A 20,151-nucleotide genomic window follows, 5' to 3' on the forward strand; every position below is an offset into this window, starting at 1 on the left:
ATTGTACAGAGATAATGAAGTAATATGAAAAAAAATATAAAGATTTAAATTTAATCCTATATATTTTTTATAAATTCTAAAAGTAAATCCCTTATTTTTGGTATGATTGACAGAGACTATTTAATTTCTTATGAATATTCTTGAAAAGGAAGTCATGCTGTATGAAATCAATAAATGTAAATGGGAATATATATTATATTGAATCTGTTCCTTTTGAAGATAAGAGTGAGCAGGATGAAGAAGGATACTACGAATATTTTTACAAAGGAGTCAATTTATCGTTTCACTCGGACAAAGAAATAATTAAAGCCCGAATTTATGACGACGAAGAAATAATATATTTCTTAAAAAATCCATTTCTTGCTTTTGGTAAAGATTTTGAAGCTATAAAAGTATATATAATTAAAGAATATGATGTAAATAAATTTAAAATTCCAGGTGAAAAAAAGCCTATATAGAATTATAGCTATAATTCTATATAGGCGTTACCATGACCAATTATAATAAAACAGGAAAACTCACAAAGTACTTATGCCTGTGGGCTATGAAAGGAATGTATTCGAAATTGAGTAAATCAAGTGAAATAAGTAGATTTGAAAATAGATTCTCAGAAAATGTGATTGAAATAGCAGCTGTCACAGGGGCATTAGGAATCGGTGCATCAAAAGGCGGTGACAACATTTTGTGGACTGCGTCAATTGATTTGATTGCGTGGAAAGACTTACATAACAATGAAACGATTAGAAAAGAAGACATACGACTGGCATGGTTGGTTGATGATGCAGAATGGAGAAAATCAAAAGGCATTTTGACAGCAAATACAGTTGTAGCATTACAGGTGCGCAAGTCAGAAAATTCATTGATGCTTGTTAAGGTTTTGGAAACACCATATAAAGATGATGAGTTGGAAATCATCTTACAAGATGCAATGAAACCGCTTTTTTATCATGATGAGATGTTGGGTGTGTTCGAACTCGATAAAAGAGTGAAAACTTTTGAAAAGAGAATATCTTGGGCTGGTGAAGAATGTCATTTATATTTTGATTGGAGTGAAGACAAACATATGATGAAGTCTGCACTGGAAACAGCACATGCACTTTTCAAAGAGCAAGATGAATGGAAAATGAAAATGAAAATGTACGCTGCAAAAGAACTGGTAGAGTTAGCAAATGAATGGCTACAAGATGATGATGAAGCAGAAATCAACGAAATTACAAAAGAAATGTTCATTAATTCCATCACATTAAGCAGCTTAAGCGTTTATTCAGAAGGTGATTTTGAAATATTCTTTTCGGATGGAGATATATTTTGGGGACATTCTATCATTGTAAGCGGAAATATTCATGAGGGGCTCTCTTCGGCTGAGATTGCAGGATAAAGTGAAACTTCCATCAGTGAGGATTTTTCTTCATCCTTACTGATGGATTATTTAAACCACTCAGGCACTTACTGCCCAAAAGTAGCGCGATAAATTGTTATAGTTTTTGATTATTAGGCGTTTTCTTCTCGTCTATCTCTTCTCTTATTAAGTGAGAACTCCAAACCTCTTTAATAATTAATGAAATTTAAGGTTTACATATACGATGGAACTTGCATAGATGTTTTAAATAATCCCTTAGTATCTGATATGGACACGTTATTTGATAGTTGGCTATCTACAATGAAATATTTAGAATCAGCACAAGCAATGGCTATACCAAGTTTTGAGGAGGATCGGAGAGGTGTATCCTTTTCTCCAAATGTTTCTGGGAAGGATTATCTAAAAAATTAAAAGAAACGAGGTCGTAATTAGACTGGAATTTACATAAAAGCTTAGATGATGCAATTAGTTATTTCGGATAAACGTGATGTGATTTGTTAGGAGGTGAAGTTGAATGAGAAATGACTTAACATGGCCAGTACCGGATGAGCCAGTTTCAGCAGAATATATAAACATTGTGGGAAAAGAGATAGGGTGTATATTTCCAAGTGACTATGTAGAATGTGCTACAAATAATAATGGTTCAGCTATATTACCTTATAAATTTGAAATAGATACGATAACAAAGGTATTTGGAACTTTACTTTCTTATGATGTAGATAGTAGTGAATATATCGTTAAAGTATATAACCAGTATATTTCTACTCTGCCAAATGAATTGGTACCATTCGCATTTGATCCAGCAGGAAATTTAATTTGCTTTGATTATAAAAATCATAAAGAAGATCCAATTGTCGTCTTTTGGGAACATGAGGGGACATGGGAAAAGGAAACATTGATGGAAAGTGAAGGGATTACGGCTGAGGAGGCAGAGGAAGTAGCGAGGGAAAATGTATTTTTTGTGGCTAATGATTTTACGGAGTTTTTAAATAAGTTACATGATTAATAATATTATTCATATGAAATGGTTCGTATAAATGTAAGCAGCAATAAAAGGAGAGAGAATGATGGACTTAGAGCATTTAAAAAAAGATATTTGGTATGGAGAAGTTTCTAATCATACAATTGAAACTCTTAAGTCTAACTTAAGGGATAGTGCAACAGAGAAAGAATCCTTTATTTTAATTAATGAATTGTTAAAGCTTGGTGATTTCTCTGTAAAGAGGTTACTAATCGAACTTATGAATAGTACTCGAGATGAGCTTATTTTGAATTTATGCACTAGACTATTTTGTTCAGCAGCTACTCACGATGATTTATTAGAAACGAATAATTTGAAATTCCTTTCAAGTGCTTCAGAGGATGGAGTTCATAATTTTGTAGTAAGTGCTGGTGAAACTCTTTCATATCATGTAGTACCATATCTTTTAGCATTACTAGAAGAGTGGGAAGATACCTTTGTTGAAAAAGCTATAAGAAATGAACTTTCATGGATGCTTGGAATTGAGGACGAGTATTATGAAGTATCGTTAGAAGAATTTAATGAAGCTTATTCTAAATTTATCGAAAATAACGATACGCAAGAATACTATTATCGTAATAGACTATCTTTTCCTGGAGATTTGGCAAAGGAGTTAGTTTCGGAAGTTATGAGTTCTTTAAGAGATAGAACTACTTATAATGTTGTTACTATACCTTCCGTTTTATCAATTTGGAGTGGAATCAAATGTCCTATTCAATACGATACGATAATAAAAAATGAAAAACATAGAGAGTTGATGTCATATATCGATGTTTTAACAAAGAAAGAATGGAAGATTGGTAAAAAGTATTTTTATGGACATGTAGTCGTATAAGAAAGCAATATACGAGTAAAATCGAATACAGAGTGTATGATATACAGGAGGATAAAATGATCTCACCACAAGATTTTTTAGTGAATTGGAATGAAGAAATATACGGTTTAATTCATTATAATGAAAAAATCATTCACTCGTTTTCCTTCTCGAAAGAAACGAAAGACTTCTTAATTAAAGCAGGTTTTCCCGAGTCTGCTCCTCCATTTCTTACATTTGAACCTGCGGATAACGGTGGCGGGATAAGGTTGAGCGAGATACAAAATGAATTAGGTACGATGTATGATAAGTTTATATACTTTGGATTTACTGGTAGTGGAAATCCAATCTGTATTGATGAATCTAAATCACAACTCGTATATATAGATTATGACAATGAAAATAAAGTCGTTCTTATAAATAGTACGGTAGAGAAGTTTGCAGAATCTTTACTTGTCTATGTGGAATTTATAAAAGAAGTAAAGGCTGCCAATGGAAGAAAGGCTTATATTGAAAAAAATATACCTAAAGGTTTGGTGGAGTGGATTTCTAGTGCACTTCGAAAAATTGATGCAGCTGCTTTAACAGAAGGATGTTTTTGGACAGAGGAACTAGGGAGTTTTAGTGAATAAGTGTAGATAATACTAGATGGTATTTTTAGTGTGGGAAAAATAAAAATACATCTAGTAGCCCAATTAAATCTTAAAAGACATAAACACATCAAGAAGGTGAAAAAATGATATTACCAGAGGATTTTCGGGAGAAATGGGATGTTAATAAAGATGGCCCACTCATTACATTTCCTGAAAAAGAATTAATAAACAAAAACTTTTCAGCTGAAGTGAAACGATTTTTGTCTATAGGAGGCTTGCCAGAAACACCGCTACCATATTTAGAATTTACTTCATCTCAGTCTTTCGTAAGGTCTATTATAAATGTATTTCATATGCCAGAAGAGTTTCGAAAATATTGGTATTTAGGAACAACAAGCTCTGGAGATCCAATTTGTATAATTGAAAAACAAGAAAAAATAGTATTTCTAAATAATAGTGATGCGTATAAAGAAGTGTTTATGAATCCTTCTATACAACAATTTGCAGCATGTTTATTAGTATATTCAAAAATGATTGATAAGGCAGTAGAGATAAATGGTGAGGATGCCTTTATCGATAATAATATACCAGAGTGTACAATAAGTTGGTTGAAGGAAGAATTTAAAAAAATTGATGATAAGTGTATGGAAAAGGGTTCTTTTTGGTGTATGGAAATTGAGAGCTTATATGAATAATTGGAAGTGAAAGAAAAGAATAAATGGAGTACAAAGAAGAAAGTGAACGTATTTGGGCTGAGATTATTTGTATTTATTGGATTACCTATTATCGAAGGGTATCAGAATAGTAAACTAGTTGAAGAAGGTACATCATTACATGCAGAAATTGTAGGTAGGCATGTAGAGGAGGAATTCATATTTACACACCCAACATTAGTAGTTGAGGTAGACGGTAAAAAGCATAATGTATGGGTAAGTGAAGAGACATATAACGGAGCAGAGTGGTTAGGTAGACTAAAAGTCATCAAAACAAAAGATGGTAAAGTGGAGAAAGACCCTAGATATGAGGGTGAAGACTTAATCACGAGTTATTAAGGGACAAGATAAGGTTCCTATAGTGGTAGAAAGAAATGGTTCACTATTTGTTTTAAATAATGTAAGTGGAAAGAACGAATTCGAGGATTTCGAACGTGGTTGTTTATAGAGGTTTCGAATAGTTTAAATGAGTTGATTTCTAGTTTGAGATTACAAAAATAGTAAAGTGAAGAATGTTTATATGAATTATAGACCGGCTAGAGGGGCGTGGAAAAGTGGAATATAGTGGAATGGCTTCAGTTTGGTTTGGGATTTCTAAATCACTCCAAAATCTTGAGGAGTATGTCGAAATAGATTACACGACAAATGGTGATTCAGTTCATTCAAAGTTTGGAACAAGCTTTGAATTCGGTTATTATGATGAAGATAATATTGAAATTTGTTTTTATGAGAATAATAAAAGGGACGTTGAACATATTTTAAGTGATTTTTCTTATAGTGAACGAATTATTCCTAAAATAAAAAAGCTAGTAAATGGAGATAGTTTAGCGAACGATATTAACTTTGCTATTGTTCTTTATGATTTTAAATATAATGAAGTGAAAAGAGAGGATATGTTTGATGGTTTAGAGGTTACATTTATTGGTTCTATGCCGTACAGGTAGTTTGCAGGGAGCTGCAAATTCATTTCATAAACACATGGATAAACCTTGTAAAGGAGGGATACAAATGCATGCTTTGCCAAATCGTTTAGAAGAAATCTTTGAAGAAGATATATATAAACGGGAAGATAAAGGTCAGGTGAATGAAGTAATAAATAGGTTAGGTGTAGAAGTGTCTAATACATTTAGAGAGTTTTATTATCGATTTGCAGGACCATTTTGGGAAGAGCATGTTCCTTATGAATTACTTGACATTATAGATGAAGAGAATAATATAGAATATTACACAATTATTGCTCGAAAGGAACATGGATTTCCTAATAAGTATTTAGTATTAACGGAAATGACAGCAAATGCTGTATTGGCCCTTCATAGTGTAACCGATAAAGTTTACTCAGTAAATTTTGAAGGTAGAGATGAATTACTTTTAAATGGAGAATTAAAGGAGAGTTGGCCAACGTTTTATATGTTTTTGAAAGAGTATTTCAAGTGTTAAGTGTTGATGGAAGTTAACAATTCAGTTTTTGGAGAGATTGAATATAATTATGCTTGGGCTAAGTGTATGCCTATAACTTTTATAGGCAATGTAACTGAGATTGATTTGATGATAGATGGTGAAGAAGATGGAGTGTTTGATGAAGGGCAGTATGTAGCGTATCAATCATTAATAAAAAATTGGGAAGAGGTACAAATAAGTTTACTACAGTCTATATTAGACTATTATAAACAAAGGCGATGTGAATTAGGATATGATATTGGAGTGCGAGAAAGTTATCCATTAGTTGAAACAACTGATCAAATGCTAGAGATGGTCAGTTTAGATGGTATTGTTGTTCCGTATGCACATATTACGGAAGGACGAGAGGTTGGAATTACATTTAATTGTACGTGGGATATAGAAAATGGTGTAGGAGTTCGTTTATTAAATGAAAAGGTAATGGAAGTAGGTTATCAGGATATTATTTTTTAATATAAGTTAAAAGTAAATGAGGGGATATATAACCTGAATGAAAAAGGTGTCAACCTTTATCAAATTGACACCCAGATACGAATCTGTTTAACATCTTACATACTTACGTTTGAAACCAAGTCTTCCTCTATCAAGTTCTTTCTGAATACTCTCTGTAGCATTTAACAAACTGCTTTTTTTCTTATCACGTTTGATTTCAACTATACCAACTTCTTTTGCAGTCTCGACTGCTTTTTCATGTAGTGGTACATATGAAATTGCCACGGTGTTTAGGAAGTTATTCATAGCGGATTTTGTTCGTTCTGGAGAATGATGAATTGTATCTTTCACCATTTCAAGCATATCGGAAATTTTACTTTCGGAAAACTCATTGTCTTTGCGATTTCCTAATAGCCAACAGTAGCAACTCCAGCCGGCAGACATTTTAAGCTCGTCCCCACTTGCAATCCATTTATCAGCAACGTCTTGCGCAATATTTGACTCCGATAAAGTTACGGCTACAACATAATCAGATAGCATATAAAAATATGCCCCGTCTATCCAGCGATCAAAATCAGACTCACTCATAGCTTTTGGATCCGCAATAATCCCTGCAAAATACATAGCATCGTAGTTGCCTGTGGCATACAGTTCTTCAGCTAACTCTTGGTTTACTTTTATTTTTTTAGCGATTGGTTTCATAGCGCCTGTAGCTACGCCAAAAACTGGCTCGTGGGCACCGTTAGATATGTATATTTTTTTCGTACGTTCCTTACCTAGAGCCTCAAGTTCTTGCATAACTGTTTTAAAATCCAAAGTTGTGCACTTCCTTCCTTCATGTAAGAGCCTTTTTAAGTCTTTCATATTTCTTATTTTAATACTAATTGTATTTAAGAGGTATGTCTACTTTCTAAAGGCATCGAAACTTGGTTTGATTTTTAGATGAACTACATTACACTTTAGTGTAAATAAAGAGCTAATTAAAAGAATGGTATAATATAGAAAAAGTAAGTGATGAAAATTAAATAGGGGGAATTTAATTGGAAATAAAATTGAATCGATTATATAGAGAGATAGCGGAAACGGTTCATGCCATGATTCCAGAAGAATGGGAGAAATTTTATTTTTACGCTCAAATATCAGAAGATGGAGGGGGAACTTACTTTTACTATAATACACTTGAAGATAGAGAAGATTTTAATTATAGTGTGAAAATCCCGTTTTACTTTGCTGTTGATAAAATAGAATTTAGAAGGAATAAAAGAAAGTTATTTGAATTGAGTGATGAATTAAGAAATGTTTTCAAAGATAATCAGCAAGAGCTTTGGTATTCTTTTACAATGTCTCTGGAACATAGTGGGGAATTTAACATGCATTTCGATTATACAAATTGGTTCGATACAGAATATAGTTTTAGTGATCAGATGATTATTTGGAAACATAAATACTTAGGTGAAGTACCAATTGATGAAAATGATAAAGAGCTAATTCATAAGTATGAAAATGAATTTCCGAATAATCCTATTTGACTGAAAGGAAAGAAGAAATAGTTTTTATAAAAATCTCGACTTTTAAAGTAGTCAGTAAGTTATAAAATTGGTTCTGCAAGATAAAGAAGAACTACAATGGAAGTACACGGAATGGTTTCAATATGGTTCGGTAATATGCAAACGCAAGATCAGTTGGATACATATATAGATGTTACGTATGATGAAGAAGGAGACTCTATACCAGCAAGATTTTTTGTTGATTTTAATATTGATATGATTGATGTAGATGCAGATTTTATTGAAAAGGAAGTGTTAGAAGAAGCGAGTGATGACATTTCTATGTTATTAACGGGATGTTCATATGATGATAAAATACTTTCTCGAATTAAGGAAGTAGTTGAATTAAATAAATCCTATAATTCTATCGTTTTAATTTATAATTTTCAATATGACAATTCAGTAAGTAATTGTGAAGGTTTTAATTTTGTAACTGCTACAAGTTATCTATAGATACAAGAAAATTGCAGTAGAATAAAAAATACATTTGTATAGTTTTTTCAATGAATTTTTAGTATGCATGTTATTTTTTAATAAATTTACAAACGGAATTTAAAGGTAAGTATGAGGAGTTGTTTATAAATGATAAAGAAATTTACTAGAGTAGTACTAACTACGGTGATGCCAATTGGTCTTATCATGGGTTGTGGGAACGTTGAAAAAACTAAAGCAGAAGAACCGAAAACGGCGGAGAAAAAGGACTATACGGATTACTCATATGGAAGTAAAGGTATAGTAGTAAGCGGCAAAGCGAAAGAACGTCAACAATACGAGGTTGGATATATGGATGATAACAAGTTAATTGGGATTGACGAAAATATTGAGGACTGTATAGTGTTAGATAATAAAGATGAAGCAGGTCTTGTTTGGAAGCAAATAGAGCGTGGATCGATTATTGAAGTGCAATATGGTAAGGACCGCAATGATATTGTAGGCGTACAATTAGTAGGAGATCGTGAGCCATACGAAATTAGTGATAAGTTTGATCGAAATACGATAAACGAGATTGTTGGAAACGTTAAAGGGAATTTGTAATAGAAGCTAAAATAAAAAATATTTTACTATTAAGAAAGTCGATTCCTTATTAAAATAAGAAATCGACTTTTTATAATTATTTATTTTGTAAGTTGTCTTTCCAAAAATTATAGCTATTATCAATAACTTCTTTTAATTTGAAATAGTTTTCCCAAGTATCTTTCACGTGGTAGAGAGTTTCTTCGTCTATAAAAACGTCTGAGTAATCACTTATATACTTCCATTCCTCATCATTATTAAAGTAATACATCGCGAATTGGTTACCTTCGTCATTTAACATGTCATCTGCCAAAACGCCATCCCAGTTCATATAAATTTCTGTGCCGGTCATTTGTCTAAGTTTAAACTGTTTAATTTCGTTTGGAGACTCTTCTTCAAATTCTTCACTATATAAATTATGTTCAATTATCCATCCTAAAAACATACCAGTATGTACAAAAGCTTGATCAATTGATAAGTCCGCAGGAAAATCACCTTGATAATGGTACTTCGCTTTATCGTAAACAATCGTATGTAACAATTCGTTCATCCCCTTTAAATAACGTATTCTCTAATAAATTTGTACTGTTTGTTTTAATAGTTCAACTATGTTTTCAAGCCATTCTAGCGGTGTTATTTCTAGTCCTTCAAAATATATACCATCTGCTGAATATCATGTGTACCCTCGTTTTTCTTCATCATTTTTTGGTCTTCTTCATTTCAGGTATCGATATGAGAAATCTTTTCCAAATAAAACTCATTTCAATGTAAAAGGTTACATCTATATTATCGCAAGAATGTAAAAATGTTAATATTTTCAAAGAGAAAAGTACAAGGAAACAGCATTTATTTAATAGAGACTTGATAGTTATGAAAAATTATAAACATCCTTCTTGTTGAAGCAAAACAGTAAAAGGTATCCTAATCTATTTTTTGAGAAGTAGTAGTGTGCAAAAGGGGACAAGTTCTTTTGACGGCAATAGCAATTGGTTATAAAATAATGTCTGTTAAGGGATTTTCTAGAAAATATAATTCGCCTTCTGGGGATAAAATGAAAAGGTGGAATAAACATATTTTCATACATAGTAGATTCATAGTCTTTCACGAATGAGAAAATAAAGGGAGGTTGAGATATTTACACGGATAGTGTAGGTATCGATTACAGCAATGAATATAAAAAAACGAGTAATCGCACTATCAACAAGTTTAGTGATTTTAGGGAGTGCACCTTTATCAATATCAGCAGAAGAGATAAACAAATCTCATACTGACCAGCTTAGTATTGCACAAGGGGAACGTGGAACGAGCGGATTACGTTATTCTGATTTCAATCTAGAAACTCCTGATCACATGCAAATTAATGAAGCGGAAGTATCAGGAAATGAGAAAATTCTTTTAGAAGAATATAAGCATAAATATTCTGAATCAGAAGAATTACATAAAATGAAAGAAGCGAAAAAAGGTCAAGTAGCAGAAGAAGAAGCTATTTCAAACATTGAAAAGGCATTTGAACATGTAGACGGACGAAATGATGGTTCTACTCGCGAAATGAAGCCGGTTGAAAAACGGAGAGCTATTCAGTATAGCGCATCGATGACTACGAAGAAATATGGAACGCTTGCAGGTACTCCATTTGTAGAGTGGATTGTTCCAGCAGGAAACCCTGATATTCGCCCCGCTAATCCGATGAAAGCACGTTATATTACAATTCACGAAACTGCAAACACTGCCCGCGGTGCAAATGCTGAAAACCATGCGAAGTATTTATATCAACAAGCAACGGAAGGTACGTTCCGAACAGCTTCATGGCATTTTACTGTAGACGATAAACAAATTTATCAGCACTTACCAACAAATGAAAACGGTTGGCATGCAGGAGATGGCGATGGTTCCGGAAATAGAGAATCAATCGGTATCGAGATTGCGGTTAACCAAGATGGAGATTACAATAAAGCGCTAGAGAATGCAAAGAGACTTGCAGGTTATTTAATGAACAAAGAAGGTATTAGTGCGGACCACATTTATAGGCATCAACAATGGAGCGGGAAAAACTGTCCTGATATTTTAATTTCTCGTGGGAATTGGACTGGCTTCGTACAAGGTATTCAATGGTATGCAAATGTTAACGCACAAATTGATTCGCCTTTACAAGAAAGAAATGAGCTATTTGATTCCAATGAATATAATCCAGCTGAACCTAATATGGAGCTTGTAGTGAATGGTGATGGTATAAACGTACGTAGTGGTTCGGGACTTGAACATCATATCGTTCGTAAAGCTTCAAACGGAGATCGTTACAAAGTGTTAGCAGTTAAAAATGGTTGGTATAAAGTAGGTAACGATGAGTGGATTTTCTATAACCCAAGTTGGATTAAGATAAACTATAATGTGCCACATAAAGAAGTACAAAAACCAAAAGATGATATTACAGGTGGATGGTTTGAAGGGAACATTCGTAAGCTGAACAGCCTAGGAATTATGAACGGTGAAGGAAATGGTGTATTTGCGCCTTATCGTAATGTTACGAGAGCTGAGTTTGCAACATTAATCTCAAATGCTCTCAAGCTACCGGAAGGAAATAAGTCATTTGTAGATATTAACAAAGCGCATCCATCACTTCATAGCGGTATTAAACGTAGTGCAAGTGCGGGAATTATTAACGGTCGTGGCGGCGGGATTTTTGATCCTAATGCATCTATTACACGTGAAGAAGCATCGATCATGATTGACAACGCATTACAGTATAACGGTGTTACAGGTGAATTAGTTGCATTACCATTTACAGATCAACATCTAATCACATACAAACAACATGTTCAACGATTATACAGTTTAAAGGTAGTTACTGGTGTTGGAAATAATGTGTTTAATCCGAAAGGGACAGCAACTCGTGGTGAAGCAGCTGCCTTTTTAGTGAAGATGTTAGATGCAAGTCAAAAATAGAAAGAATGATAAAGGAGCTATCCAAAATGAGAATTTGGAACAGCTCCTTTTTATATAAGCCCTTATTAAGCCCCTTGCAAGCCCCTTATAAGCACCTACCAAGTAATAAATCACTAAGAAAAAACAAAACAAAAACAACTACAAAAACAAAAAAGCGCGAAAAAATAAAACCGTCGTTGTAGTAGTTAAAAAAGTTTGGAATTCAACTGCAAAAAACAATCCCTCACTCCTATATGTATATTGAAGGATTGAAATCTGCCTTTTTATAAGTGCGAGGGGGAGGTAAACATATGGCGGTGTACCGTAATGTGCAAGTGAACTTTTGGCAAGATGAATTCATATTAGATTTAACGCCAGAGGAGCGTTATTTTTACATATATTTGTTAACTGGTACGAAAACGAAGCAATGTGGAATTTACGTATTACCGAAACGTTTAGCAGAACTGGAAACAGGCTACAGTATGGAGACTGTTGAGAAGCTGTTAAATAGGTTTGTTGCATATGGGAAAATTTTATACGATGCGGAAACGAAAGAGTTATACATACTAAATTGGTTACACTATAACCCTATTTTAAATACGAATGTAGAAAAATGTGTGTTACGTGAGTTAAAGACTATAAAAAATAAAGAATTCATACATATGTTTTTACGTAAATGTCTGGAAGAAGAATGGAAGATTCCATTGTTGTTGCAACATTTTGGTATGCCAGAGGAAGAGGATACTAGTAGTTTACAAGAAGTTGTTGAAAAAATAGAAGATATGGAAGTGGAAGAGGATACTCAACATAGTGAAGTTTACAAATTTTACGAACAAAATATAAGTAGTCTATCTCCATATATTGTGAAGGAATTGAAGGGGTGGATACGAAAAGTTTCAGGAAATACCGTACTAGAGGCACTTAAAATTGCGTTTGAACAGAATAAGCGAACGTTTGCTTATGTGAAGGGGATTTTGAGGAATTGGTGTAAGAAAGGACAGGGGAATTTAATTGAAGGAAAGGAAGGAGAAGTTTGTTTACATGATCCATAACATGGGAAAAGAAGGATTTTTCCTTTTCAAAAAGGTTCTTTCAAAATAGAAGCGAATAGTTTGAGAAAGGAGGGGTTATATGGAAGTTGTTATAAAGAAGAAACGAACTAGGGGTAAGAAAATTTTCATTTGGTCTAGTAGTACCGTTCTTTTATTAGTTATTTGTACAGCGATTTTTTTAAACATATATACGCTGAAATCTGTGCCAAAGATAGATGGAACGATAAAACTAGAGGATTTACAACGTGCTGTTACGGTAAAGCGAGATAGTAAAGGAGTACCACATATTAAAGCGGAAAATGCACATGATTTATATTTTTCGCAAGGGTATGTACAAGCGCAAGATCGATTATTTCAAATGGATTTAAGTAGAAGGCAGGCTTCTGGGATGTTAAGTGAAGTTGTGGGGGAAGCAGCTGTTGATCGAGATAAGTTGTTTCGAACGCTCGGTTTACGGCGAGCAGCCGAAGCGTCTGTTAGTCAATATGATGGGGAGGCGAAAGATGCTCTGCAGTCATTTGCTGATGGGGTGAACGCTTTTATACGCGAGGCAAAAGAGGAAAAGAAATTGCCGGTCGAGTTTACTATATTAGGCTATGAACCTGCTGAATGGTCTATTGTTGATACGTTAACAATTGGAAAGTATATGGCGTTTGATTTAGGTGGACATTGGCATGGACAGGCATTTCGATATTGGGCGCTGAAAAATTTGCCGAAAGAGCAAGCAAATGAGTTATTTCCTACATATCCGAAAGATGCGCCTAGATTGCTAGCTGAACTCGAGAATACAAATGTGAATGTTGCACAAAGTTTTGCAAAAGCAATCATTCCACCAGAGTTTAATGGTAGTAATAACTGGGTTATAAGCGGTGAGAAGAGTGCGTCTGGTAAGCCAATTTTAGCGGATGATCCTCATTTATCACTTGCGACACCTTCTATTTGGTATCAATCGAAACTTGAGATGAAAGATTTACATGTGAGTGGCGTTATTTTCGCTGGCGTACCCGGGGTTATATTAGGACACAATGACAAAATAGCATGGGGCGTTACGAATACAGGTCCTGATGTGCAAGATTTATATATTGAGAAGAGAAATCCTAATAATGAAAATGAATTTCTGTATAACGATAAGTGGGAAAAAGCTACCGTTGTGGATGAATCTATTAAAGTAAAAGGCGGAAAGACAATACCGTATAACGTTACCGTTACGAGGCATGGTCCAGTCATTTCAGAGTTTGCGGATAAGGGGAAGAAGAAAACGAAAACCGTATTCGCTTTGAAATGGACTGCTTTGGAGCCTTCCGCTGAATTAAAGGCTGTATTAAATATGAATAAGGCGAAAGACTGGAATGAGTTTGAAACGGCTCTTCAAGATTTCCATACCCCAACTCAAAACTTTGTATTTGCATCAAACGACGGCACAATTGCTTATAAAGCAAATGGAAATATACCAGTGCGTAAAAAAGGTGATGGTAGTTTACCTGTTCCAGGATGGACAGATGAATATGAATGGGAAGGGTATATTCCGTATGATCAGCTTCCAAAAGTAATCAATCCAAAACAAGGGTTTATTTCAACTGCGAATAATAAAATTGTAGATGATAATTATCCGTATCATATTAGTAATACGTGGGCGCAGCCATATAGGCAAATGCGTATTCAAGAGTTTTTACAAGAGAAGGAAAAATATACAGTGAAAGATTTAGAAAAATTACAGATGGATCAAAAAAATTTATACGGGAAAGAGTTTGCTCCTATATTTTTAAAAGAGTTAAATAAAGCATCTTTAAATGAAGTAGAGAAAGAGGGCGTAAAACAATTAACGAAGTGGAATTTTTACGATAGTAAAGATGAAGCGGCACCGTTACTATTCCATTTGTTAATGAAAGAGATTTCAAATACGTTATTTTCAAAAGAAATACCGAAAGATGTGATGGAGTTATTTGAAGGGAAGTCACAAGTTGTGGATGAATTGATTCGAAAAGAAGTAGCAGGAGAAAATAGCGCTTGGTTTAAGAAATACGGGGGCTTCACAAAAGTTGTGCATACATCGTACGAGAATGTAATGAAGAAATTACAGAAGGAATATGGACCCGATGTTACAGAGTGGAAGTGGGGCGATTACCATCAACTTGCTTTTACACATCCAATCTCAAAATCATCTAGTATGTTAGCGTTACTAGCATTTAATCGTGAGAAACCAGTTCCAATTGGCGGAAGTCAAGTTACCGTTCAAGCGGCGAGTTACGGAGATAACGGTATTGTCAATCACGGAGCTTCTTGGCGATTCGTTATTGATACGAAAGATATGTCAAACGGTTATCATATTGTAGGACCAGGACAATCAGGACATTTTAGAAGTGATTGGTATCATGATCAAATAGATGATTGGGTAAATGGCACGTATCATACGACCACATTGAATACGGAGGGGATAGAAGGGAAGGTGTTAAATTTGGAGCCGAAGTGATAGAGTGTTTTTGTTTGTGGAGAGGACTAGTAATAATCTTTTTGATAATGAAATCTTATCATTTAGAACATAACCCAGTTCTTAAATCATTTTAACAGCCAGCCTACTATCATTTAATTGGATAGTAGGCTGTTTCCATCTTCGAAATACGCTGTAGCAACCTCTTCAGGATTACGATTATTTCTACATGCTGCAAGTACTGTAACTAATAAAGCCATTACAACTATTAACATGATCATTCCAGTTTTAAGGGAAATTAGTTAACAAAGACCAGATATTATTTGCAACAGAACTGTTCCTCTGTACCCCTTGTTTCATCATTTTTCTAGGCCATTCAACTTGACAAATGTTTTTTTATCAAACTACAATGAAAATCATTATCAATAATATAGGGAGGATATTTTTGTCAATAAATGAAAAACAATATATTTATAGGTTAATAACTAGATGTTGTTAAGTCGTATGTACTATTTTTAGTTTAGCGTTGCCCAGAATGTACACCAATTAATCTCACGAATTACAAGAAAACTATAATTGAAATGAGGCTTGCATTGTGAAGTTGGACGTGAATGAGTTAGCAGAGTATCTTGCCAATACTCCTTTCCGAGTAGAAGGAGTATATCGTTATGCTAAAAATCCAGGTGTGCCTTGTGCTGAGTCTACAGATTCTTTCCCAGGATTTGTATTTCCACTTACAGGGAAGACGCAATTTCAATTTAATGGTACGCCGTATATCCTTTCCCCAGGAAAAGTTATACATGGGGGTGCAAAAATGACATTAGCCCATAAAATGTTTGGTGAAATAAACTGGGAATATATTCTTGTTTTATATCGGATAAGCAATTCAGAACGAGAAGACTCTGGCTTTACTCATCAGCATTTTGAATTGTTAACAGGACAATCTCCTCGTCTTGTCGAATTACTTATGCGTCTTTGGGATGTGTATAATCAGCGAGGAGGCATTTCGATGTTTCAGACTGAAATGCTGTTTCGCGAAGCGTTGAATGAAGCTTTATTAAGTGTTGTCAATAGAGAAAACAACTATGAATCGCATACTTTATTCGAACGAATATCTAGTTATGTCCATAAATACTATTATAAAGATATTACAATAAATACGCTTACAGAACAAAATAATGTTAATCGAAATCGTCTTTCTTACGTGTTTAGAAAGCATGCAGGTATGGGGCCAGCAGAATATTTATTGAACTATCGTATAAAGATGGCTCAAAAAATGTTATGTACAAGTGGTGTGCCTGTACAACAAATTGCGCAGGCTGTTGGAATCGCAGACCCTTTTTATTTTAGTAGAGTTTTCAAGAAGCGAGTTGGCATTTCGCCTACTAAATATCGCGAGAAGTTCATCAATAATCCATACTAATGTCAACAGAGGTCCATTCTTATTTGAAAATCATTGTTCTATACTTATGGAGAGTTAAAGGAAACATTAGATTGAAAGTACTTTCATTGAAATCACTCCTTTGTACTATCTGAATGAAAAGTTCTGGCCTGAGCATTTTCTTTTTAAGCGTAATAACGACTTTTTTACTTAGATTACTGTAATATAGTGGAAGTTGAAAATGAGGAGGGATCATTATCCATTACCAACCTATTAAACTAAATGACGAGTTATCTAAAATTAACGATTATTGGTATCCACAAGTGATTAGTGAAATGAATGACGATCAAATTCAGCTTTTTAAAGCTAATGGAGATTTTATATGGCATGAGCATCCTAATACAGATAAGCTATTTATTGTGCTTGAAGGGGAGATGTTCATCGATTTTCGTGATGGACAGGTGAAAATTTCTAAAGGAGAGATGTTTATTGTCCCGAGGGGCGTTGAGCATAAACCGTTCACTGAAAAGGAATCCCACATTATGTTGGTAGAGCCTAAAAGGGAAATGGATTGATAATCGTAAAAAGATAAAAAAGGAGCGGAAATCCGTTCCTTTTTTATTTATCTTACTATTTTTGGAAACTCAGTGTGAATAAAATGTGAATAAGGGATGAATAGCATTTTTATCAATAAAAATTTATTGTTTTTTTTGTGGAATATATATGAAACGTTGTATAAAATAATCAAGAAAGCCAAAAATTACAGGGGGAAAGTTGTGAAGAAAAATAAGAGTTTAATAAGTTTTTTAGGAGTGTTTATTATGCTGTTTTCTTTTTGTTTTCAAGGAAATGTACAGGCAGATGTAAATACTGTTCAATCTGGAAAAATTAAATCAGGAAATGTAACGGTATGGGAAGTTGGAAATGTAGCGAAAGTGTTAGCTGATGTAGAGCGCTTAAATTTAAATACAGTAAATGTACCAATTCAGGTAGATATTCCGAATGTGACTTCTACGAACATGGTAATTAATCAAGCGCAAAAGCAACAGGCTATTATTTTAATTCAAGAATTATTAAAGCGTAATATTCAAGTTATAGTAGAACCGTTCCCATATATTCAGCAAGGAAATGTTGGAGAAACGGAATGGAATCCAAGTAATATTAATGATTTCTTCTGGAATTGGAAAACGGTTATTTTGCAAGACATCTTTAACTCGATTACAAGTAAATACAATGTGTACGGGCTCAAGATTGCTTCTAATTTCGTGAATATGGAATATGCAGAAGGATATTGGAGCGATACGATTGATTTTGTTCGCCAGCAGTATAAAGGAAATGTTTTGTATCAAATGAATTGGTGGTTAACAGCAAGCTGGGATCCTTCATATGAAGCGAAGTTTGTTGAGAAAATAAATCGTCCGTATTTAAAGAAGGTAGACATTGTTAGTATCGATAGTTGGTTTGAAGTTTCGGAAAAAAGAAATCCATCATACGAAGAAGTGAAGCAAAGTTTATTTGCGACGACAGTGTATAACCGTGGACAAAATGTTGTTCAACAACTAGAACAATTACATAAAGCAACAGGAAAACCGGTTTATTTTGGCGGATTTAACGTTCCAGCGCGTGAACTAGGCTTGCAAAATCCGTGGAATCCAGATGTTTCTAATGTGTTTTCAAAAGACGTACAATTAAACGGATGGCGCGCTTACCGTGACGTATTAGAACCAAAGCCATATTTTAAAGGTTTTTCAATTTGGTTTATTGGTTCTAATGATAGTACGCATGCGTATCAAATACATAGTCAAGAAACGGCGGCAGTTATTAACGGCTGGTACCGAAAATAATTTTTATAAAATAGGTAAGTTTTAAAGTTTGGCACATATATTTCTAGTGAAAGGCCTTTCACCATCTTATCACCTAGGGGGCAATCATAATGAAATTTTTGTCTTACCTTACAGTAATTTTGGTGATTCTTGGCGGTTTGAATTGGTTATTTGTAGCGTTAGATTACAATGTAGTTGAGAAATGGTTTGGTTCTATGCCGGCGCTTGTGGACACTATTTATTGGCTCATTGGTCTTTCTGCAATTTATCAAATTTTTGATCGGTTCTTTACGGACAATTAGCAATTATACTTTATTACTAGAGTGTTAAGTACGATTATGTACTTAACACTTTTTTATGTGTTTATAAAAACATTGGCACTTGCAAGCGATTCCATTGCGTCTTACGCCGTAATAATAGAAAACAAATTGACCGTGTCTTGTATTGTGGGTTATAATTCAGAAAGTTTAAAAAATACCAAAATGAGAAATAGGGAGGTCATCCGGGTGATGGAAAGAGTGTATAATTTTTCAGCAGGACCATCAATACTCCCTTTGCCAGTTTTAGAGAAAGTGCAAAAGGAGCTAGTAAATTATAACGGGACAGGCATGTCTATTATGGAAATGAGTCATCGATCTTCTTATTTTCAAAGTATTATAGAGGAAGCGAGTAGCTTACTTCGTGAATTAATGAACATTCCTGATGAGTATGAAATATTGTTTTTACAAGGCGGTGCGTCATTACAATTTTCTATGATACCGCTGAATGTAATGAATACGTATAAAAAAGCAGGATATATATTGACTGGCTCATGGTCTAAAAAGGCGATGCAAGAAGCTGAAAAAGTAGGAGAAGTGCAAGTGATTGCTTCTTCTGAAAATGAGAAGTTTACTACAATTCCTAAACTGGATGGTTTACTAGGCGATGAAAAACTAGATTATGTACATATTACAACGAACAATACAATTGAGGGAACGAAGTATGTGGACATTCCACATGTAGATAAAGTACCGCTCGTTGCGGATATGTCCTCAAATATTTTATCAGAACGATATGATGTTTCGAAGTTTGGTCTTATATATGCGGGAGCGCAAAAGAATTTAGGGCCAGCAGGCTTAACGATTGCAATTATAAAAAGAGATTTAATTGGGGGAGCAGATCGCTCTTGTCCTACGATGTTAAACTATGAAACTTACAGTAAAAATAACTCCTTATATAATACACCGCCGTCCTTTAGTATTTACGTAACGAAACTTGTACTAGAGTGGCTGAAAGAGCAAGGTGGAGTATCTGCGATTGAAGAACAAAATAAAATAAAATCTTCACTTCTTTACAATTTCTTAGATGAATCAAAATTGTTTACTTCACCAGTTGATCCTACGTATCGATCACTTATGAACATTCCGTTTACAACACCGTCAGAAGAGCTGAACAGTGAGTTTTTACAAAAAGCGAAAGAACGAGGACTTGTTACACTAAAAGGACATCGTTCAGTCGGTGGTATGCGCGCAAGTATTTACAATGCGATGCCAGCACACGGCGTACAGCAATTAGTAAATTATATGAAGGAATTTGAGCTTGAGAATAGATAGG

General features: G+C 34.1%; 24 protein-coding genes and 2 pseudogenes. 23 read left to right on the forward strand and 3 right to left on the reverse strand.

Annotated elements, in window-relative coordinates; genetic code table 11:
* Nucleotides 1-161: 161 nt before the first annotated feature.
* The 12 genes and pseudogenes from QCI47_RS11685 (at nucleotide 162) to QCI47_RS11740 (ending at nucleotide 6,412) form a co-directional block, all read left to right on the forward strand.
* Nucleotides 162-458, forward strand: coding sequence for a hypothetical protein (locus QCI47_RS11685; RefSeq protein ID WP_002024464.1), 297 nt, complete (start codon nucleotides 162-164; stop codon nucleotides 456-458).
* An 86-nt stretch (nucleotides 459-544) separates the two neighbouring features.
* Nucleotides 545-1,378: a DUF2262 domain-containing protein gene (locus QCI47_RS11690; RefSeq protein WP_270727492.1), complete on the forward strand. Its 834-nt coding sequence runs from the start codon at nucleotides 545-547 to the stop codon at nucleotides 1,376-1,378.
* Nucleotides 1,379-1,627: 249 nt separating this feature from the next.
* Nucleotides 1,628-1,771, forward strand: coding sequence for a hypothetical protein (locus QCI47_RS11695; protein ID WP_001989093.1), 144 nt, complete (start codon nucleotides 1,628-1,630; stop codon nucleotides 1,769-1,771).
* 103 nt (nucleotides 1,772-1,874) lie between these two features.
* Nucleotides 1,875-2,366, forward strand: a complete 492-nt coding sequence (locus QCI47_RS11700; RefSeq protein ID WP_270727359.1) for an SMI1/KNR4 family protein — start codon at nucleotides 1,875-1,877, stop codon at nucleotides 2,364-2,366.
* 61 nt (nucleotides 2,367-2,427) lie between these two features.
* Complete coding sequence (gene imm47 / locus QCI47_RS11705) at nucleotides 2,428-3,216, forward strand: Imm47 family immunity protein (RefSeq protein WP_071743228.1); 789 nt, start codon at nucleotides 2,428-2,430, stop codon at nucleotides 3,214-3,216.
* Between the two features lie 56 nt (nucleotides 3,217-3,272).
* Nucleotides 3,273-3,827, forward strand: coding sequence for an SUKH-4 family immunity protein (locus tag QCI47_RS11710; RefSeq protein ID WP_270727355.1), 555 nt, complete (start codon nucleotides 3,273-3,275; stop codon nucleotides 3,825-3,827).
* Between the two features lie 104 nt (nucleotides 3,828-3,931).
* On the forward strand, nucleotides 3,932-4,483 hold the full coding sequence (locus QCI47_RS11715) for an SUKH-4 family immunity protein (RefSeq protein WP_076875117.1): 552 nt from the start codon (nucleotides 3,932-3,934) through the stop codon (nucleotides 4,481-4,483).
* A 3-nt stretch (nucleotides 4,484-4,486) separates the two neighbouring features.
* Nucleotides 4,487-4,840: pseudogene (locus QCI47_RS11720) on the forward strand (hypothetical protein); the annotation flags it as partial.
* Between the two features lie 7 nt (nucleotides 4,841-4,847).
* Nucleotides 4,848-5,002: pseudogene (locus QCI47_RS11725) on the forward strand (SecY-interacting protein Syd); the annotation flags it as partial.
* A gap of 53 nt (nucleotides 5,003-5,055) precedes the next feature.
* Nucleotides 5,056-5,445 (forward strand): immunity 22 family protein, encoded by a 390-nt coding sequence (locus QCI47_RS11730; RefSeq protein WP_061182944.1) that lies wholly within the window; start codon nucleotides 5,056-5,058, stop codon nucleotides 5,443-5,445.
* 64 nt (nucleotides 5,446-5,509) lie between these two features.
* Nucleotides 5,510-5,938 (forward strand): SMI1/KNR4 family protein, encoded by a 429-nt coding sequence (locus tag QCI47_RS11735; RefSeq protein WP_140385490.1) that lies wholly within the window; start codon nucleotides 5,510-5,512, stop codon nucleotides 5,936-5,938.
* A gap of 6 nt (nucleotides 5,939-5,944) precedes the next feature.
* The gene (locus QCI47_RS11740) at nucleotides 5,945-6,412 is read left to right on the forward strand and encodes a DUF6985 domain-containing protein (RefSeq protein ID WP_061182946.1); all 468 of its coding nucleotides are present in this window, start codon (nucleotides 5,945-5,947) and stop codon (nucleotides 6,410-6,412) included.
* Between the two features lie 87 nt (nucleotides 6,413-6,499).
* Here QCI47_RS11740 and QCI47_RS11745 read toward each other — a convergent pair whose 3' ends face one another.
* Nucleotides 6,500-7,207, reverse strand: a complete 708-nt coding sequence (locus QCI47_RS11745) for a DNA alkylation repair protein (protein WP_000346328.1) — start codon at nucleotides 7,205-7,207, stop codon at nucleotides 6,500-6,502.
* Nucleotides 7,208-7,431: 224 nt separating this feature from the next.
* Here QCI47_RS11745 and QCI47_RS11750 point away from each other — a divergent pair, with 224 nt between their 5' ends.
* The 3 genes from QCI47_RS11750 (at nucleotide 7,432) to QCI47_RS11760 (ending at nucleotide 8,973) form a co-directional block, all read left to right on the forward strand.
* Complete coding sequence (locus QCI47_RS11750) at nucleotides 7,432-7,920, forward strand: antitoxin YezG family protein (protein WP_076873571.1); 489 nt, start codon at nucleotides 7,432-7,434, stop codon at nucleotides 7,918-7,920.
* Nucleotides 7,921-8,016: 96 nt separating this feature from the next.
* Nucleotides 8,017-8,391, forward strand: coding sequence for an immunity 22 family protein (locus QCI47_RS11755; protein ID WP_076873572.1), 375 nt, complete (start codon nucleotides 8,017-8,019; stop codon nucleotides 8,389-8,391).
* Between the two features lie 129 nt (nucleotides 8,392-8,520).
* Entirely contained in the window at nucleotides 8,521-8,973 is a 453-nt protein-coding gene (locus tag QCI47_RS11760) for a hypothetical protein (protein WP_001989083.1), read from the forward strand.
* 76 nt (nucleotides 8,974-9,049) lie between these two features.
* Here the strand turns inward: QCI47_RS11760 and QCI47_RS11765 are convergent, their stop codons facing one another.
* On the reverse strand, nucleotides 9,050-9,493 hold the full coding sequence (locus tag QCI47_RS11765) for a DUF7832 domain-containing protein (protein ID WP_078419236.1): 444 nt from the start codon (nucleotides 9,491-9,493) through the stop codon (nucleotides 9,050-9,052).
* Between the two features lie 626 nt (nucleotides 9,494-10,119).
* Here QCI47_RS11765 and QCI47_RS11770 point away from each other — a divergent pair.
* The 3 genes from QCI47_RS11770 to QCI47_RS11780 all read left to right on the forward strand — a co-directional run bounded on the left by QCI47_RS11770 (nucleotide 10,120) and on the right by QCI47_RS11780 (nucleotide 15,396).
* Complete coding sequence (locus QCI47_RS11770; RefSeq protein WP_309422848.1) at nucleotides 10,120-11,895, forward strand: S-layer homology domain-containing protein; 1,776 nt, start codon at nucleotides 10,120-10,122, stop codon at nucleotides 11,893-11,895.
* Nucleotides 11,896-12,185: 290 nt separating this feature from the next.
* Entirely contained in the window at nucleotides 12,186-12,926 is a 741-nt protein-coding gene (locus QCI47_RS11775; RefSeq protein ID WP_242301686.1) for a DnaD domain-containing protein, read from the forward strand.
* A 79-nt stretch (nucleotides 12,927-13,005) separates the two neighbouring features.
* Nucleotides 13,006-15,396 (forward strand): penicillin acylase family protein, encoded by a 2,391-nt coding sequence (locus QCI47_RS11780; RefSeq protein WP_076867733.1) that lies wholly within the window; start codon nucleotides 13,006-13,008, stop codon nucleotides 15,394-15,396.
* 113 nt (nucleotides 15,397-15,509) lie between these two features.
* Here QCI47_RS11780 and QCI47_RS11785 read toward each other — a convergent pair whose 3' ends face one another.
* Complete coding sequence (locus QCI47_RS11785; RefSeq protein WP_100655532.1) at nucleotides 15,510-15,635, reverse strand: hypothetical protein; 126 nt, start codon at nucleotides 15,633-15,635, stop codon at nucleotides 15,510-15,512.
* 314 nt (nucleotides 15,636-15,949) lie between these two features.
* Here QCI47_RS11785 and QCI47_RS11790 point away from each other — a divergent pair, with 314 nt between their 5' ends.
* The 5 genes from QCI47_RS11790 to serC all read left to right on the forward strand — a co-directional run bounded on the left by QCI47_RS11790 (nucleotide 15,950) and on the right by serC (nucleotide 20,150).
* Nucleotides 15,950-16,777 carry a helix-turn-helix transcriptional regulator gene (locus tag QCI47_RS11790; protein ID WP_270727343.1) on the forward strand — a complete coding sequence of 276 codons (828 nt, stop codon included), beginning with the start codon at nucleotides 15,950-15,952 and terminating at the stop codon, nucleotides 16,775-16,777.
* A 293-nt stretch (nucleotides 16,778-17,070) separates the two neighbouring features.
* Nucleotides 17,071-17,310, forward strand: a complete 240-nt coding sequence (locus QCI47_RS11795; protein ID WP_000997182.1) for a cupin domain-containing protein — start codon at nucleotides 17,071-17,073, stop codon at nucleotides 17,308-17,310.
* 201 nt (nucleotides 17,311-17,511) lie between these two features.
* Nucleotides 17,512-18,579 (forward strand): glycoside hydrolase family 113, encoded by a 1,068-nt coding sequence (locus tag QCI47_RS11800; protein WP_000739777.1) that lies wholly within the window; start codon nucleotides 17,512-17,514, stop codon nucleotides 18,577-18,579.
* A gap of 89 nt (nucleotides 18,580-18,668) precedes the next feature.
* Nucleotides 18,669-18,860: a DUF378 domain-containing protein gene (locus tag QCI47_RS11805; protein ID WP_000670803.1), complete on the forward strand. Its 192-nt coding sequence runs from the start codon at nucleotides 18,669-18,671 to the stop codon at nucleotides 18,858-18,860.
* A 207-nt stretch (nucleotides 18,861-19,067) separates the two neighbouring features.
* Nucleotides 19,068-20,150, forward strand: a complete 1,083-nt coding sequence (serC, locus tag QCI47_RS11810; protein WP_270727340.1) for a 3-phosphoserine/phosphohydroxythreonine transaminase — start codon at nucleotides 19,068-19,070, stop codon at nucleotides 20,148-20,150.
* The last annotated feature ends 1 nt before the right edge of the window (nucleotide 20,151 follow it).

The organism is Bacillus cereus group sp. RP29, from assembly GCF_040459765.1.
GTDB lineage: Bacteria > Bacillota > Bacilli > Bacillales > Bacillaceae_G > Bacillus_A > Bacillus_A paranthracis.

Excerpts from the sequence above, each read along its gene's own strand:
- QCI47_RS11685 (WP_002024464.1), top strand. The coding sequence starts at position 162 with ATGAAATCAATAAATGTAAATGGGAATATATATTATATTGAATCTGTT.
- QCI47_RS11690 (WP_270727492.1), top strand. The coding sequence starts at position 545 with ATGAAAGGAATGTATTCGAAATTGAGTAAATCAAGTGAAATAAGTAGA.
- QCI47_RS11695 (WP_001989093.1), top strand. The coding sequence starts at position 1,628 with ATGGACACGTTATTTGATAGTTGGCTATCTACAATGAAATATTTAGAA.
- QCI47_RS11700 (WP_270727359.1), top strand. The coding sequence starts at position 1,875 with ATGAGAAATGACTTAACATGGCCAGTACCGGATGAGCCAGTTTCAGCA.
- imm47 (WP_071743228.1), top strand. The coding sequence starts at position 2,428 with ATGGACTTAGAGCATTTAAAAAAAGATATTTGGTATGGAGAAGTTTCT.
- QCI47_RS11710 (WP_270727355.1), top strand. The coding sequence starts at position 3,273 with ATGATCTCACCACAAGATTTTTTAGTGAATTGGAATGAAGAAATATAC.
- QCI47_RS11715 (WP_076875117.1), top strand. The coding sequence starts at position 3,932 with ATGATATTACCAGAGGATTTTCGGGAGAAATGGGATGTTAATAAAGAT.
- QCI47_RS11735 (WP_140385490.1), top strand. The coding sequence starts at position 5,510 with ATGCATGCTTTGCCAAATCGTTTAGAAGAAATCTTTGAAGAAGATATA.
- QCI47_RS11740 (WP_061182946.1), top strand. The coding sequence starts at position 5,945 with ATGGAAGTTAACAATTCAGTTTTTGGAGAGATTGAATATAATTATGCT.
- QCI47_RS11755 (WP_076873572.1), top strand. The coding sequence starts at position 8,017 with ATGGAAGTACACGGAATGGTTTCAATATGGTTCGGTAATATGCAAACG.
- QCI47_RS11760 (WP_001989083.1), top strand. The coding sequence starts at position 8,521 with ATGATAAAGAAATTTACTAGAGTAGTACTAACTACGGTGATGCCAATT.
- QCI47_RS11770 (WP_309422848.1), top strand. The coding sequence starts at position 10,120 with ATGAATATAAAAAAACGAGTAATCGCACTATCAACAAGTTTAGTGATT.
- QCI47_RS11775 (WP_242301686.1), top strand. The coding sequence starts at position 12,186 with ATGGCGGTGTACCGTAATGTGCAAGTGAACTTTTGGCAAGATGAATTC.
- QCI47_RS11780 (WP_076867733.1), top strand. The coding sequence starts at position 13,006 with ATGGAAGTTGTTATAAAGAAGAAACGAACTAGGGGTAAGAAAATTTTC.
- QCI47_RS11785 (WP_100655532.1), bottom strand. The coding sequence starts at position 15,635 with ATGATCATGTTAATAGTTGTAATGGCTTTATTAGTTACAGTACTTGCA.
- QCI47_RS11795 (WP_000997182.1), top strand. The coding sequence starts at position 17,071 with ATGAATGACGATCAAATTCAGCTTTTTAAAGCTAATGGAGATTTTATA.
- QCI47_RS11805 (WP_000670803.1), top strand. The coding sequence starts at position 18,669 with ATGAAATTTTTGTCTTACCTTACAGTAATTTTGGTGATTCTTGGCGGT.
- serC (WP_270727340.1), top strand. The coding sequence starts at position 19,068 with ATGGAAAGAGTGTATAATTTTTCAGCAGGACCATCAATACTCCCTTTG.